Source organism: Corynebacterium evansiae, from assembly GCF_027570065.1.
In the GTDB taxonomy this organism is placed as follows: Bacteria; Actinomycetota; Actinomycetes; order Mycobacteriales; family Mycobacteriaceae; genus Corynebacterium; species Corynebacterium evansiae.
Window position 1 is genome coordinate 21,056 of record NZ_JAKMUT010000001.1, and the last position, 15,745, is coordinate 36,800.

Consider the following 15,745-nt stretch of genomic DNA (forward strand, 5'->3'; position numbering starts at 1 on the left):
TCGTGGCACTTTATAGGAAATATCGTCCGGCGACGTTTGCCGAGGTCGTGGGGCAATCCCACGTGACCGAGCCGTTGTCGGTGGCGCTGGATAGCGGGCGGATCAACCACGCATACCTGTTTTCCGGGCCGCGCGGCTGCGGCAAGACGTCGTCGGCGCGCATCCTGGCTCGCTCGCTGAACTGCGTGGAAGGGCCAACGTCCACGCCCTGCGGAAAGTGCGAATCCTGTGTATCGCTGGCGCCCGGCGGGCCGGGGAACCTAGATGTGACGGAGCTGGACGCCGCCACGCACAACGGTGTGGACGACATGCGCGAGCTGCGCGAACGCGCCTTTTATGCGCCTGCGGAATCTCGCTACCGGGTGTTCATTATTGACGAGGCGCACATGATCTCCACGGCGGGTTTCAACGCCCTGCTGAAGATCGTGGAGGAGCCGCCGGAGCACCTGATCTTCATCTTCGCCACGACGGAGCCGGAGAAGCTGCTGCAGACGATTCGCTCCCGAACCCACAACTACCCGTTCCGCCTGCTGGCGCCGCCGGATATGCGCGGACTGTTGGAGTCGGTGGTGTCCGGCGAGGGCGTGCCTGTGGAGGATGCGGTGTATCCGCTGGTCATCCGCGCGGGTGGCGGTTCGCCGCGTGACTCGCTGTCGATTATGGACCAGCTGCTGGCCGGTGCCGGGCCGGAGGGCGTGACGTACAACCGCGCGCTGGCCCTGCTGGGCGTGACGGATTCCACCCTGATCGACCGTGCTGTGGATGCGCTGGCGGAGCACGATTCCGCCGCGCTGTTCGCAGTGGTCGACGATGTGATTGATGCGGGGTACGACCCGCGCCGATTCAGTGAGGATCTGCTGGACCGCTTCCGCGACCTGCTGGTGGTACAGGCCGTGCCGGATGCGTTCGAACGCGGACTGGTGAACGCGCCGGAGGAGTCCCGTGACGTGCTGCGCGAGCAGGCGGAGAAGATGGGGCAGGCGACGCTGACGCGCTGTGCATCCCTGGTGAACGAGGGGCTGGCGCAGATGCGCGGCGCCACGGCTCCGCGGCTGTTGCTGGAGATTCTGTGCGCCCGCATGGCGCTGCCCGCCGCCGGCATGACTGTGGAGGCGCTGGCGCAGCGCGTGGAGGCCCTGGAGAAGGGGCACGGCGGGACTGTCGGTAGCGGTGCCGGTGGCGGCGCGGGACGAAGTGGTGCTGGCGCGGGCCGGGCGGCAGGAATAGGCGCCGGTGCTGGCTCGAGCGCGGACACGGGCGCTGGTGCTGGAGCCGGTTCGGGTACTGGGACAGGAGCTGGTGCGGGAGCCGGCACGGGCGTGCGCGGCAGCCGGGCGGAGATGTTCGCCCGGCGCAGGAAGGCTGCGCAGGATGCAGCGCAGCAGTCTGCATCGGCGCAGCCTGAACCTGTGCAGCCTGAATCGGCTCAGTCGGAACCTGCGCAGCCTGCAGAGAAGGCACCGGAGCAAACGCCGCCAGCAGACCAGGTGTCAGCTGCGGAGCAGTCTCCGGTTCAGCCCGCCGAGTCCCCCGAGGCAGCGGAAGCTTCTCGAGCACCTGAGACCTCGCCAGCGACTGAGCCGGAAGCTGCGCAGGAGTCCCCGGCCATCGCCGAGGCGCGCCGGGCGCGCGACATCATGCAGCGCCATCGCCAGGCCAGCGCTGCGGAAGCCGAGTCCCCGACTCAGAACGCAGCAAATGCGGAGGCATCACCGGCACCGACAGATTCTGAACCGGCGGAGACTTCGGCAGAGGCCCCGGCGGAAGCTTCGGCGGACGCGGCCGCGCCTGCTGCGATCGATTCGGACTCCTGGGCGCGCATCATGGATGCCGTCCACGACCTGGACCTCAGCGCTTGGATCGCCCTCCGAGGCGCCGCACCGCGTGCATCCCAGCCGACTCCGGGCGAGGTCCACGTTGACCACCACACCGGCTCACTAGCAAGGCTGGTCAGCGGGGCGAAGAACGCGGAAGTGTACTCGCAGGCTATCCAGAGTGTCACGGGAAGTTCCGCCCGCATCGTCGTCTACGTCGGCGACGAAGTTGTCGGCGACGGAGCCGCCGGAAGTGACGGAGTTACTGGAACTGCCGAGCCTGCAGGAGGCGATGAGCAGGGAAAATCTGAACCGGCGGCGGCACAGCCCTCCGCCGGTGAGGGACAAACGCCAGCCTCCACACCGGTGAACCCTGTGCCAGCGGAAACCCCGATGGACGCAGCGGCCTCGCGCAGCGCAGCCAGCAGCGCCCTGGAGCGCGCCCGCGCGATGGAAGAAGCGATGCGCAAGGCCTCGCACTCCCACCGGAACGCAGGCGCAGCGGGTGCGGGCGCAGCTGGCGCCGCTACTGGCAGCCGGGGAGTGGCAGGCACAGGCGCTGGAACTGCAGCCAATTCGGGTGAAGCAGCCGCCGCGCAGGAAGACCCGAACTCCGGCTGGCGCGCCCGCGCCGAACGAGCCAAGGCCCGCAAGAAATACAACATGGAAAACGGCTTCAACGGCGTCCCACTGCCCGACGAGCCGCCAGTTGATGCCTACGGAGACGCCCCCGTCGACAACTGGGGCGGCGGGGCGGCCGCTAACGCTGCAGCCGACCCAGCCGCCGACGCGCCGCTGCCGCCCGAACCCTCGGGCCCCTCTGATCCGTCCGATTCTTCCGTTCTCTCCGGCCCGCCTGGATCTTCTGCGCCGTCGGGCCCATCTGCACAGTCAGCGTCATCTGGGCCTTCCGCACGGACGGCAGAACCCCCGTCCCGAGCCGCTAACCGCCAGCCCCACGCTGGGGTGGGCGGTGCTGGGGCCGAGGGGGCGTCACAAAGAACAGAACAAAAAGAACGCGACGAACTACTCGCCGACCTCGAGCGCGCACCCGGCCAGCGTGACCACCGCACGCCGCTGGAAATCGCAGGTGAACTGATCGAAAAGAGTCTCGGCGCGGAGAGAGTTCGCTAAGCGTGAACACAACCATCCGCACACGCGAAGGTGCCTGACACGCCTGTCCGGGCCGACCGGTACAGTTGTGGAAGAACTAAAACCCAAGCACGAAAAAACCGACGAAAGGTAAACAGAATGAGCCAGCCAGACATGAACCAGCTGATGCAGCAGGCCCAGCAGATGCAGGCACAGCTGCAGGAAGCACAGCGCGAAATCGCCGCCTCCACCGTCAAGGGCGAGGCAGGCAATGGCCTGGTCACCATTTCCGTCGCAGGCTCCGGCGAGGTCACCGACATGGAGATCGACCCGAAGATCGTCGACCCCGAGGACATCGACACCCTGAAGGACCTGCTGCTCGGCGCGTTCAAGGACGCAAACCAGAAGCTGCAGACCCTCGCCGAGGAGAAGATGGGCCCGCTGTCCCAGGGCATGAGCGGCCTGGGCTTCTAAGCCTTCTAAGACTCCAAAGCGAGATCTAGTTGTTCGAAGGACCACTACAGGACGTCATTGACGAATTCTCCCGGCTGCCCGGCATCGGGCCGAAAAGCGCGCAACGCATCGCGCTGCATCTGCTGAACGAAGAGCCGGAGGACATCGAACGCTTCCAAAGCGCACTCGGCCGCCTGCAGCGCGGCGTGACGTTCTGCCGTATCTGCCACAACATCTCCCAAGAAGATGTGTGCCGGATCTGCGCGGACTCCAACCGCGATAAAAGCATCATCTGCGTGGTTGAGGAATCCAAAGACATCCAGGTGATCGAACGCACCGCGGAATACCGCGGGCGCTACCACGTGCTCGGCGGGGCGCTCGACCCGCTGAACGGCATCGGGCCGAAGGAGCTGAACGTCACGCCCCTGGTGCAGCGCATCGGCGGGGCGCTCCCAGACGTCGCGCTCGGCGCGAAGGGCGGCGGGGCTTCTCTTGGTGACGCCGACACGCCAGCCGGTGGCGATCCCAACGGCGCGGACGCAGCTGAAACGGGCAATGCCGAAACGGCTGCCGTCGAGACCGACGTCAAGACCGACGTCGAGTACGACGAAGCCCCCGAGATCACCGAGGTCATCATCGCCACCGACCCGAACACGGAAGGCGAGGCGACGGCTTCCTACCTCGGCCGCCTGCTGCGCGACTTCCCCGGTCTGACGGTCACCCGCCTGGCCTCGGGGATCCCGATGGGCGGGGACCTGGAGTTCGTCGACGAGCTCACCCTGTCCCGCGCGTTTGCGGGGCGCACCGCGCTGTAGTTTCTGTAGCCGCTGGAGCCTCTTTAGCCGTGGTACCGACGGCGCGGGGCGCCGGTGTCGCACGGCAGGACTACAGTGGCGCCCATGAGTAAAAACCCTTTGCACAACGCTCTCCGTCCGCACCGCCTGTCCCGCGCGGCCGGAATTCGCTCCGCCGTATGGGGAACCGTCTTCGGCACCGCAGGCGTGCTGCACTTTGTTAAGCCGGAGGGCTTCGACAGAATCGTTCCGGAGGAACTCCCCGGCACCCCGCGCGCCTGGACGCTCGGCTCCGGAGCCATGGAAATCGCCCTGGGCACCAGCATCGCGGCATGCAGCCTGAAGCCCGAATGGCGCGGCGCGCTGCGAAGTACAATCGCCCCTGCCGCCGCGCTCTTCCTAGTCGGCGTGCTCCCTGGCAACATCAAGATGGCCTGGGACTGGCGTGCCAAACCTCAGCCCGCACGCGCCATCGCCTTTGCGCGCGTCCCACTTCAGCTGCCGATGATCCTTAGCGTGGCCAAGCTCGGCGCTTAGAGGCGTTCCTTTCTTAGCGACGCCACCTCGCGCTCCAACTGCTTCGCCAGCTCACCCTGGAACTCGGGGAGCTCATTCAAGCTAACCCCCATTGCGCGGGCGAGCAGCCAGTCCGCCAACTGGGGATTCCTGGCGAGCACGGGGCCGTGCATGTACGTCGCCACGACGGAGCCCTGCACGGCGCCTTCGGCGCGCGTCTGCCGGTGAGCATCCTCGCCGGAAAGCCCAGCGGCCTCCGCTCCGTGGCTATCGGTGTTGCCCGTGCCGCGGGTCAGGCGTCCCAGCGGCTCCGCATCCTCGCCCAGGATCGTCGCACCCATGTGGTTAGCGAATCCCGTCAGCGGTTCGGTCAGGCCTGCCCCGCCGGTCACAGCGGAGGCTGCCGGGGTGGAAGCGATCTCGCCGATCATGCGCTCGGCGAGTTGGGATGTGGTGGCGTCAATAAGACCCAACCCCTCGATCGTGCGACCATGGCTGGTGAAGGACCGGCCAAACACCTGCAGACCTGCGCAAATAGCCAGAACCGGGCGGCCGGCGGCGACCGCGCGGGAAATGCCGCCATCGCTGATCAGGTGCTCCGCCGCCAGAACCTGCGCGGTATCCTCGCCGCCGCCGACGGTGTAAACGTCCAGGGACTCCGGGACGGGCTCGCCCAGGTGGATAGGGTGAATCTCCGCGGAAATGCCGCGCATGCGGGCGCGCTGGCGCAGCACCAGGGCGTTGCCATCGTCGCCATACGTGCCCAGCACGTCTGGCAGAATCAGGCCGATGTTCAGCTCAGCGTTCATTTACGCTTCCCCTTCCTTGTCCAGCACCCGCTTCAGATCGCGGAACGCCGTGTAGTTCGCCAGGACCTCCACGCGGCCCGGCGGGCAGGAACGGATCGCCGCCACCGTATCCTTGATCAGATTGTGCTCGACCGCGGCGTAGCCCAGGCGGACGGCCAGATCCGTGCCGCGCTCGCCGGCGGCCACCACGTGCACACCCTCGAAGTTTTCGAAGCGCACATCCCACAGCCACGACAGGTCCTGGCCGTCGGCGACCTGCCCATTAACGCTGATCACGAGGCTATCGGCGGTGCGATCCACCATCGAGAGAGCCTCCTGCCAGCCGGCGGGATTCTTCGCTAGCATCAGGCGCACCTCGTGGTTGCCGAAGTGCACCACGGAGTAGCGGCCCGCGACGTTATCCACCTTCTCCGCGGCGGAGATCGCCTGTTCGGTGGAGATGCGCTCGGGGAGCAGCTCGCTCAAAGCCACGGCGGCAGCCACGGCCTGGGTAGCGTTTCCGCGGTTCGCATTGCCCGGGAGCGTGAGGTTCATCGGGTGGAGCTCGCCCTCGCGGTCGATCAGGCCATCTTCGGTGATGCGCCAATCGGGCTCGGGCCTGCGGAATTCGCGGCCGTCCGGGAGCTTCTTCGCTGCGAACCAGTCCACCACGCCATCCTCGCCAGTGCGGTGGATGATCGCGCCTTCCGTGCGCGGGCAGCTAGTGGAATCGCCCGTCCAGCCGAAACCAGCGCTGACCCACTGGACGTTCGGGGAATCCCAGGCGACGGAGGTGATGGAAACGTCGTCGCAGTTGGCGATGACCTGCATGTTCGGGCGCGCTTCCACGCACGCGCGCAGGGCACGCTCGATTTTGTTGATCTCGCCCACGCGGTCCAGCTGGTCGCGCGAGAGGTTCAGCAGCACCAGTACGTCCGCGTCGAGTTTCTCGGCGATCTTGGGGACGTGCAGCTCGTCGACTTCCAGCACGACTGTGTCTGCGTCGCGGCCGGCGAGCAGCGCGCTGATCACGCCTGCGTCCATGTTGTCGCCGCCCTCGTTGGTGCAGACGGTCGCGGCTGTGCGGACGGCGCCGGCCAGCATGCGGGTGGTTGTGGACTTGCCGTTTGTGCCTGTGACCAGCACCGTTGGACGCTTCTTGCCATCCTTGCCGGCGCCGAGGCTCGCCAGCAGCTGTGGGTCGATTGCCCCACCGACCAGGCCGCCGATCATGCCGCCGGCCCCTCGCCCTGCCTTTCTTGACGCCCACGTCGCCAGCTGCGCCATGCGAATCGCAACGGAACTGCGGAACCGCTGCAGCGCGGAGCGACGTGCGCCGGTTCGATCAGAGTTATCCATGGGGATTAAGTGTACCCGCCGGCATGTGTCGGAAATTGGAGGCTGGCGCGCCGAGCCTGATGAACATTAGTCCATCTGGAGGATCGTGCGGAGTTCGGCAAAAAGTTGGGGCTGTACCTGGTGCATGACTGTGCGACCGGTTCGTATCTTGCGGAGCAGGCCTGCCTGGGTAAGCCGTTTTAGATGGTGGGAGACCGTAGGCTGGCTAAGCCCAGTAATATCTGCCAGCCGGTTTACACTGATAGGCTCGCAGCCCTTGGCTGCCAAGTGAGAGAGTATTTGCAGGCGGGCCTGGTCGGCCAGGACTTTGAATAAAGCGGCATACCGGGTGGCCTCGAGGTCCGACAATGGCCCGCTACTTAGTGAACAGCATGTTGAGGGGTCAGAAAGCGGGAAAATCTCTGGATTGGCCATGTCAACAATCGTATATTGACAGGCATCAATACGACACTTAGTTTAATATTGATACTAGTCAATACTTAGAGAAGGTTACATGACAGCTCCTTCGCGCTCCGGTATGTCATTTTTGGATCGGTTCTTGCCCGTTTGGATTATCCTCGCAATGGTTGCAGGGCTGTTGGTGAACCGTGTGGCTCCGGGGGTTGGAGCAAAGCTTAGGGATCTGGAAGTCGGAAGCATTTCGCTTCCTATCGCACTCGGCTTATTGGTAATGATGTACCCGCCCCTGGCAAAGGTTCAGTATGACAAGACTCGCCGGATCGCTTCTGATAGACGCTTGATGGCGGTTTCCATTGTCTTGAACTGGATTGTGGGGCCGGCATTCATGTTTGCCTTGGCGTGGCTGTGTTTGCCTGATGAGCCTGAACTGCGCACCGGTTTGATTGTCGTTGGCCTAGCTCGGTGCATTGCAATGGTTCTGGTCTGGTCGGACCTCTCTTGCGGCGATAAAGAATTAACTGCGGTACTGGTGGCAGTTAATTCAGTATTCCAGGTGCTTATGTTTGGCGTGTTGGGGTGGTTCTATCTGCAAGTACTTCCCGGTTGGTTGGGGTTGCCTACAACCTCGGCAGACTTCTCGTTCTGGTCGATCGTGATTTCTGTCTTAGTATTCCTGGGTATCCCACTGGCAGCTGGTCTCGCCTCTCGGGTGTTTGGTGAAAAGATTAAGGGGCGGGAGTGGTACGAAACTAGGTTTTTGCCAGCAATTTCTCCACTTGCATTGGTGGGGCTGTTGTACACGATCGTGCTCTTGTTTTCACTGCAAGGGGAGCAGATCTCCGAGCACCCTTGGGCGGTGGCGCGTACGGCTGTTCCGCTGGTTGCATACTTCGCTGGCATGTTTGCGATTAGCTTGGTCGTTTCAAAGGCAACGGGATTGAACTACGCTCAGTCTGCATCGGTTTCTTTTACTGCTGCGGGAAATAACTTTGAGCTTGCTATCGCTGTGTCAATCGGGACTTTTGGAGCGACTTCTGCGCAGGCATTGGCCGGAACTATTGGCCCGCTTATTGAGATTCCGGTGCTCGTTGGACTGGTTTACGTCATGCTCTGGATAGGGCCAAAACTTTTCGCCGGGGATCCGACGCTGCCTACTCGGTCGGGTAGCCCCAAACGATTCGGTTAATGAGGGAGCGAATCAAAATGAGCACGAAACCTAAAGTTCTCTTTGTTTGTGTAGGTAACGGCGGGAAGTCGCAGATGGCTGCTGCTCTAGCCGAAAAGCATGCTGGTGAGATGATTGAGATATATTCCGCTGGCACCAAACCAGCCGAAAAGCTAAACGCTGAGTCGGTGGAAGCTATAAGTGAAGTCGGCGCTGATATGGCCGGCGGCCACCCGAAGGATGTTGATTCAACTTTGCTGCGGGATGTTGATCGCGTGATCATTCTCGGAAAGGATGCGCAGCTCGAGCTTCCAGATGAAGCGCGAGGCAATCTTCAGCGGTGGGTTACTGACGAGCCCTCCGCGCGTGGGGTAGAGGGCATGGAGCGCATGCGGCTGATCCGTGATGATATCGACGCCCGCGTGCAGTCGCTCGTTGCCGAGTTGCTTGACGATTGAGAGCGGACAGTCTCCGAGCCCGTTTGAGCGTTTTTATTGGCGCCCGCGGGCTCGGGTGGGTGCAAATCAGCCTGACGGACGTCGTAGGTTTGCCGCGAGTTTGCAACATTTCCGACACTAAAAGGGATCAATGTCCCAAATCTTCCACTCTGTTTTTATAGCTTTCTATTTGCGCAGGTCAGAGTGGGTGCATATTTTTGCTTCACACTTGCTAGCTGCTGAAAGTGGAAGATTTGGGACATCCGTAACTTTGCAAGCCAGCTGGGAGGTTCCGGCGTGGTATTGGTGGGGCTAGTGATCTCAATGGGGCTAGTGGGAATTGCTCTTGCCGCCACGGTTGCCGCCACCGTTATTCTTGCCACCGGATCCACCGGAGCCATTCTTGCCGCGGGAGCTATCCGATCCGCCGGACCCGCCGGATGCGCCGGAGCCCTTGCGGCGCCGACGCCTGCGACGATTTCGTTTGTTGCTAGGCCCGGGGATCTTCCCCTTCTGGCCTCCTGAGCTGTGGCTTCCTCGGCTTTTGCCCTGGTCGTGGCCTTGGGAGTTGCTTGAGTCGCCGGAGTTACCGGAGTGATTGGATTTGTTGGCGCCGGAACCGGAACCGCCGGGCCCGTTGGAGTTGGAGCCACCGGAGTTGGACCTGCCGCCCGAGCCGCCGGAACCGTCGCGCGGGCCGGCGAGCCCGCTGGTCCGCGGGCGCGCGTCCGCACCAGGCTTCGCCGGAACGTCCTCCCTCTCGCCGGGCTGCACGTTATCCAGCAGAGCCAGGAAGTCTTCGTCCCGGATCAGGGGAATGTTCTTCCGGTCGGCGTGCATCGCCTTGCCCCGCAGCTCGTAGTTTTCGTTGCAAACCACCAGCGAGCTGCGACGATTCAGCTTCTCGCTATACGACAGCCCCGCGGCAACACCCTGCCCGATCAGCACGTCCGGGTCGATCGCCACATCCGGGCTGACCACAAACTCCATACCTTCAACCAGCGGCTCCCCGCGCTTCCACGCCCCGGGGTTTACGTATGGGCGGGGAGAGTTGGCGGCGTCAATACGAAGGCCACTACGCCGCAGCCCAAATTGATCGGCCGCGAGGTCCTCAGGGTCCAGCACGGTCAGCTCGCCGTTGCGCTGCTGCGCGAGGGCGAGGGCGGCGGTGAGGCGCGCGTCCGCCTCGAGGAGCTCGTCGGGGTCGATGTCTTTTTTACTTAGTGACGCCACCGCGCCCACCTCTGGCAGTGCCGTCGCAGGGGCCAGCACGGCGGACCAGCTCGCGTTTGCAGGGGCATTTGCGCTGGTAGAGAGGTCGGCGGTGGAGTCAAGGTTGGTGGCGGAGCTTGGAGTGGGAGCCGTAGCGGTGGAGTCGGCGGTGGCGGCAGTGCCGGCGGCGCGGTTGTAGCTGGAGACGACGGCGCGCAGGCGGGGGTCAGTGGAGTCGATGGCCTGGCGGCGTGCGGTGGCGAGTGTGTCGATGATGGAGACCGGTGCGGGTGTTGGCTGACGCCGACCACCGCGACCGCGGCCGCGGCTGCGACGGCCGCGGTTCGCTGAGCGCTGCGACAGTTTGAACTCGTGGGTGATGAAGCCCCACACGTAGTCGGACTCATGCATGATGAGCGTACGCCCGTCCAACGCCTGGTGGATCAGCTGCGCGCTGGAGTTGAAGCCCAGCGCCTGGGAGAGCTCGTTGACCTGGTAGCCGTGGAGGTGCCAGGGGCCGGCGTCTTCGCCGGGGTTGAGGTGGCGCGTCAGCGCGCCGATTTCCTGGCCGATGTTAATGGTCGGCAGTTCGTCGGGGTGTGCAGCGTCGCCGGGGGCTTCCGCGCCGGGGCCGAAGAAGACCACGGAAAGTGCCACCAGCCGGGAGGTTTTCGGGTGAATGCCGGAGGTGGAGATGCTCACGGCCGCAAAGGGGGCCTCCTCCTTGGAGGGGAGGTCATGCAGAGCGGACTCGAGCTCCTCTCGGGGGCTCGAGTGGTCGTTGTCCTCGCTGGAGTTCCCGACGGAAGCGCTTGCGCTCCCGTCGCCGCCGTGGGAATCCGTGGCAGCTTGGAACTCGGGGGTTGCTACCGGCTCGGAGCGCCCCTCGGCTCCTGCGGGGGAGTGGTTCTGGGCGGGGGAGTGGGCGTCCGAAGTACTAGCGTCAGAAGTACTACCGTCAGAAAAAGAAACAGCGAGAGAACCTGCAGGGCGAGTTACCCTGCGGCGCGGGCGCCTTGGGCGGCGCGCGCCGGTGTGCTCGGGGCCGGGGGCGGCCGAGTGATCGTTCTCGTTCATGGACTACATACTACCCAGCGGGGAACCGTGCCCCGCTGGCAGGCTGCGTGGTTCCGGCCCCTAGACCCCCTGGGAAACCCCAGCGGCGGCATCCTGCGAACGGTTCACCGCGGAAGTAATGGCCTTCAGCGAAGCGTAGGTAATGGAGCTGGCGATGCCCACGCCCCAGAACTTCGCACCGTTGATCTCAGCCAGGACGTAGGCGGCGGCCTCAGCGTCGTCGCCCGAGGTGCGGGCGTGCTGACTGTACTCCTGCACCTCCACGTCGTAGCCCAGCTCCTCCAGCGCGTTGCAGTATGCGTTGATCGGACCATTGCCGCGACCCTGCACAGTCTTACCCTCGCCGTTGAACTCGATCTGGCCGGTGACCTTGGCTTCTTCGCCTTCGTTCTGGCCGCCGTCGACGGTCAGGGAGATGGTCTCGATCGGGGCGACGCGGTCCAGGTACTCGCCGGAGAAGATGTCCCACATGGCCTTCGGGTTCACCTCGCCGCCCTCGGCATCGGTGACGGCCTGCACAACGGAGGAGAACTCCACCTGCATCGGGCGCGGCAGCTGCAGGTTGTGGTCGGTCTTCATGATGTAGGCCACGCCGCCCTTGCCGGACTGGGAGTTCACGCGAATCACGGCCTCGTAGGAACGGCCGACGTCCTTCGGGTCGATCGGCAGGTAGGGGACCTCCCAAGTCTTCTCGACCATGGCCTCCTGGGTGACTTCCTCGGCGGTGGCGTCCGGATCGATCTTCTCCGCAATGGCGTCCAGGCCCTTGTTGATCGCATCCTGGTGGGAGCCGGAGAATGCGGTGAATACCAGGTCGCCGCCGTAGGGGTGGCGCTCCGGCACACGCAGCTGGTTGCAGTACTCCACGGTGCGGCGCACCTGGTCGATGTCGGAGAAATCGATCTGCGGGTCCACGCCCTGGGTCAGCATGTTCAGACCCAAGGTGACCAGGCAGACGTTGCCGGTGCGCTCGCCGTTGCCGAACAGGCAGCCTTCGATGCGGTCGGCGCCGGCCATGTAGCCCAGCTCGGCAGCGGCCACGCCGGTGCCGCGGTCGTTGTGCGGGTGCAGCGACAGGATGATGGAGTCGCGGCGGTTCAGGTTGCGGTGCATCCACTCGATGGAGTCCGCGTACACGTTCGGGGTGATCATCTCGACGGTGGAGGGCAGGTTCAGGATGATCGGGTTCTCCGGCGTCGGGTCCATTACTTCGACGACTGCGTCGCAGACTTCCTTGGCGTAGGCGACCTCGGTGCCGGTGAAGGACTCGGGGGAGTACTCCCAGCGCCAGTTGGTGTCCGGGTAGTCCTTGGCGATGGTCTTGATCAGCTCGGCTGCGTCGGTGGCCAGCTTCTTGATGGCTTCCTTGTCCTTGCGGAACACGACCTTGCGCTGCAGCTTCGAGGTGGAGTTGTAGAAGTGGACGATGACATTCTTCGCGCCCTCACAGGCTTCGAAGGTGCGGCGGATCAGGTGCTCGCGCGCCTGGACCAGCACCTGGATGGTGACGTCGTCGGGGATCTTGTTGTTCTCGATGATCTCGCGGACGAAGTTGAAGTCGGTCTGGGAGGCCGAGGGGAAGCCGACCTCGATCTCCTTGTAGCCCATGTCGACCAGCAGCTGGAACATGCGGCGCTTACGCTCTGGGCTCATCGGGTCGATCAGTGCCTGGTTGCCGTCGCGCAGATCCACGGCGCACCACTGCGGCGCGCGGTCGATGACCTTGTCCGGCCAGGTGCGGTCCGGCAGGGTGATTTCCTCTACCTCTTCGAAGAACGGCTGGTAGCGCGCGTGCGGCATGGTGGAGTTGCGCTGCTTGTTCCAGGTGGGCTGGCCTTCGGGGATTTCGCCGTTCGGGGTGTTGATGCGGGCGGGTGCGGAGATGAAAGTGTCGTTAGACATGGGTGGGGGCTCCTGAGAAGAATTGTTTGTTCTTGGTTGTTATTCCCGACCGGCAACGCCAAATTCCGCGACGGGGTGCCGGTCGGTCGTTGAGCTGTAAACTCAAATCTCTTAGAACCTTTGAGCCCCGCCGCGTCGCAGAAGCAGGTTGCGCGCTGGCGTAGTCATAGCCACCACTATAGCCCGAGTATTAGGTGCGTCACAGGGAGAGCTCCCAAAACCGCCCAAAAACGCACTAAATCCCACATTGTGGGAAATCTGTCCCTCAATGTGGGGTGCTTGTTGCGGTTTTTCTTTGTGGTTCTTTCTTTATGACGCCGCCGTCTCGGCACCCATTAGGGCGCTAGCGACCTGATAGGGCACTAGCGGCCCAAGGGGGACGCTAGCGATTGAAGAAGTGCATCGCGGCTGCGATGATCGCGCTGATGATTCCGAGGGAGCCAAGCGTGATCAGAATGGTGCGTAGGGTCGAATTCTCCGAAGAGCCCTGGGAAGATCCCTGGGAAGAGCCCTTACCAGGCTCGTTATCTCCGGGGTTTCCGTTATCCGGGTTTTCATTTCCGTTGCCGTCATTGCCACCGTCATTGCCTGTGCCCGTATCCTCGACCACAATTTCGTGAGCCTTTACCTCCACGGTCAGCTCCTCGGAGGTGGAGGGCTCCAGCAGCGCTGTGACTGCGCCATCGGCATTGACGACTTCCTGGCCGTTGAAGACTGCCCGCATCTGGTGTTCACCGCGGGTCGGGAAACGGTACTCGAAACGTGCCTCGCCGGTGTTGGGATCAACCGGTGCGGTACCGAGGAACTGCTCGCCGTTGAAGAAGGAAACGGTTGCTCCTTCTGTGATCTTCTCATCCCCTTGGACGGTCACCTTCGCAGTGAAGGCCACAGTATCGCCCGTAAGCGTCTGGGCGTCCAGATCGACATTCACCTCATCGCGGCTCAGGGTGGTTCCGGTCTCCACCTTCCCCGGGCTGAGCACTTCAAACTTCACCGGCTCGGCCACTGCCTTGGCGAACGTGCGTCCAGATACCTCACGCTCGCGAACCTCCGCGGTGATCGTTTGCAGACCAGCCTGGTCGAAGGTGTGCTCCACGCTCGCGTTGCCCTCGGCATCGGTCTGCGCGGTGCCGATACGGATGCCGTTGGCGCGGAAGATCACCTCGGCCCCTTCTGGGGAGCCGGGGGTTGCAGTGTACTGAGCGCTCAGCTTTCGCTTTTCGCCCACCAGCGCCGGTTCAACCTCGTCCAACTTCAGGGTGGTCTTCGCGACCGGAGCCACCTTCAGCTCAAGCGTGTCCTCGGCGCCGGAGACCTCCTGGGTGTCGTTCTCGAAGTCCTCGACGACGGCGCGCAGCTGCAGCGTGGCTGGCTCATCCGGCACGGTGGCCTGCAGTTCCGCCACGCCGTTCGCGGTCTTCGCGCGACCGATCTCCTCGTCGCCGTTGAAGAACACTACTTCCACGCCGTCCTCGAGGGCGGCATCAGCATCGGGATCTGCTTCCGGATTAGCCAGCTCAGCGCCAACCGTCGCCTGCAGAGTCAGCGGCAGCTTGCCCTCCGCGGGGGCTGTCGCGTCGACCTCGCCCTTGAGGTCAATGGTGGCCTTCAAGGCAGTGCGCGGCACGGGGTTGACCGTCACGGTCGTGGTTGCCTCGGAGGCGCTCGTGCGTCCCTCGACGCCCAGGTAGCGGGCCACAACCTTGTGCTTTACGGACTCGCGGTCCTCCAGCTCGGCGTAGGTGTAGCGCAGCTCCGCGACGCCATCGCGGACATCCACTGTGCGGCGCTCGCCATCGCCCAGGTCGAACTCGACCTTGCCTTCGGTGATGGGCTGGCCGTTCGTGTCCTTGACGAGGGCCTTCAGGGTGACATCGCCTGCGCCGCTGAAGACCTCAAGGTCGGTGGAGGTTTCGGCGAATTCGGTCTGTGTATCGCGCAGGGCCACCGTGGTGCTGGTGAGAGTCTTGCCGGCGGCATCCGCGGTGCAGTACACCGCATCTGTGGCGTTTGCCTTGGCAAGCATCGACAGGGTGTTATCCCTGTTCTCCTTGCTGGTGGGGCCAACACCGCTGCCGGCCGCGCGTAGGCCGGTTACGATCTTTGCACCCACCTCGGTCGGGGCGGTGACGTCGAAGGCGATGCGTGGCAGGCGGAAGGGCTTGTTCCTGTCCACCGCTAGGCCAGCGCGACCGGTCCGCCATCCCCAGTTGTCGTTTTCCTGGCCGCCGTTATTCACCGAGTGAGCGCCGTCCCAAATGCGAGCAAAAGCGCCGTTGGCATTCGGCTTGCCTGCAGCATCAACGCGCTGCACCACTGCAGCTGGGTTGGCATTGAGGCCGGACGCGCCACCGTCGAGGCGTAGGTTGCTGATCTTCACCCCCTGCGGCAGCGCGATGTCGTACTTCATCCGCCCCGTATCCTTTCCACCGGTGCGCATCTCGCCCGGCTGGATCTTCACGGTGAAAGTCTGCCCCGGAAGAACAGTTTCCGGGTATTCGACGGCGACATCGTCGGGCGAAAGCGTCAGGTCGGAGCCATTGGAGAGCCACCCCTTGTGCTCGACGCACAGGTGATTCACCAGCACCGACTTGCTCGTCGGAGCTGCAGCGGCAAGGGGGTTGGCAAAGCTGGAGGGAGCCGCTGAAATGAGTGTGAAGCTAAGGGATAGGGAAGTGATCGCGCCCAGAGCGATACGGCCCAAGCGGCGGGAGGGCATTAGGGTCATGGAACAGTC

At 63.9% G+C, this 15,745-nt stretch carries 12 protein-coding genes; 6 read left to right on the forward strand and 6 right to left on the reverse strand.

Annotated elements, in window-relative coordinates:
* Window positions 1-2 precede the first annotated feature (2 nt).
* From L8V00_RS00095 to L8V00_RS00110, 4 genes are all read left to right on the forward strand, one after another.
* Entirely contained in the window at window positions 3-2,948 is a 2,946-nt protein-coding gene (locus L8V00_RS00095; RefSeq protein ID WP_269943877.1) for a DNA polymerase III subunit gamma and tau, read from the forward strand.
* A 117-nt stretch (window positions 2,949-3,065) separates the two neighbouring features.
* Entirely contained in the window at window positions 3,066-3,380 is a 315-nt protein-coding gene (locus L8V00_RS00100; RefSeq protein WP_005292353.1) for a YbaB/EbfC family nucleoid-associated protein, read from the forward strand.
* Between the two features lie 29 nt (window positions 3,381-3,409).
* Window positions 3,410-4,174 (forward strand): recombination mediator RecR, encoded by a 765-nt coding sequence (recR, locus tag L8V00_RS00105; protein ID WP_269943878.1) that lies wholly within the window; start codon window positions 3,410-3,412, stop codon window positions 4,172-4,174.
* An 84-nt stretch (window positions 4,175-4,258) separates the two neighbouring features.
* Complete coding sequence (locus tag L8V00_RS00110; RefSeq protein WP_049050130.1) at window positions 4,259-4,690, forward strand: DoxX family protein; 432 nt, start codon at window positions 4,259-4,261, stop codon at window positions 4,688-4,690.
* Here the strand turns inward: L8V00_RS00110 and L8V00_RS00115 are convergent.
* The 3 genes from L8V00_RS00115 to L8V00_RS00125 form a co-directional block, all read right to left on the reverse strand.
* Complete coding sequence (locus L8V00_RS00115; protein ID WP_269943879.1) at window positions 4,687-5,478, reverse strand: type 1 glutamine amidotransferase; 792 nt, start codon at window positions 5,476-5,478, stop codon at window positions 4,687-4,689. The two genes, L8V00_RS00110 and L8V00_RS00115, sit on opposite strands and share 4 nt — an antisense overlap.
* A complete protein-coding gene (locus L8V00_RS00120) occupies window positions 5,479-6,816 on the reverse strand; it encodes a MurT ligase domain-containing protein (RefSeq protein ID WP_269943880.1) in 1,338 nt (445 codons plus the stop codon).
* A 66-nt stretch (window positions 6,817-6,882) separates the two neighbouring features.
* Window positions 6,883-7,230 carry an ArsR/SmtB family transcription factor gene (locus L8V00_RS00125; RefSeq protein WP_035002869.1) on the reverse strand — a complete coding sequence of 116 codons (348 nt, stop codon included), beginning with the start codon at window positions 7,228-7,230 and terminating at the stop codon, window positions 6,883-6,885.
* Window positions 7,231-7,309: 79 nt separating this feature from the next.
* On the opposite strand from L8V00_RS00125, the gene arsB reads away from it, so the two are divergent.
* Both arsB and L8V00_RS00135 read left to right on the forward strand, forming a co-directional pair.
* Entirely contained in the window at window positions 7,310-8,401 is a 1,092-nt protein-coding gene (gene arsB, locus L8V00_RS00130) for an ACR3 family arsenite efflux transporter (protein WP_035002871.1), read from the forward strand.
* Window positions 8,402-8,418: 17 nt separating this feature from the next.
* Window positions 8,419-8,838 (forward strand): arsenate-mycothiol transferase ArsC, encoded by a 420-nt coding sequence (locus L8V00_RS00135; RefSeq protein WP_034984582.1) that lies wholly within the window; start codon window positions 8,419-8,421, stop codon window positions 8,836-8,838.
* A 309-nt stretch (window positions 8,839-9,147) separates the two neighbouring features.
* Here L8V00_RS00135 and L8V00_RS00140 read toward each other — a convergent pair whose 3' ends face one another.
* From L8V00_RS00140 to L8V00_RS00150, 3 genes are all read right to left on the reverse strand, one after another.
* Entirely contained in the window at window positions 9,148-11,106 is a 1,959-nt protein-coding gene (locus L8V00_RS00140) for a DNA polymerase III subunit epsilon (RefSeq protein ID WP_269943881.1), read from the reverse strand.
* Window positions 11,107-11,166: 60 nt separating this feature from the next.
* Entirely contained in the window at window positions 11,167-13,008 is a 1,842-nt protein-coding gene (leuA, locus tag L8V00_RS00145; protein ID WP_269943882.1) for a 2-isopropylmalate synthase, read from the reverse strand.
* A gap of 382 nt (window positions 13,009-13,390) precedes the next feature.
* A complete protein-coding gene (locus L8V00_RS00150; RefSeq protein ID WP_269943883.1) occupies window positions 13,391-15,736 on the reverse strand; it encodes an Ig-like domain-containing protein in 2,346 nt (781 codons plus the stop codon).
* Window positions 15,737-15,745 lie beyond the last annotated feature (9 nt).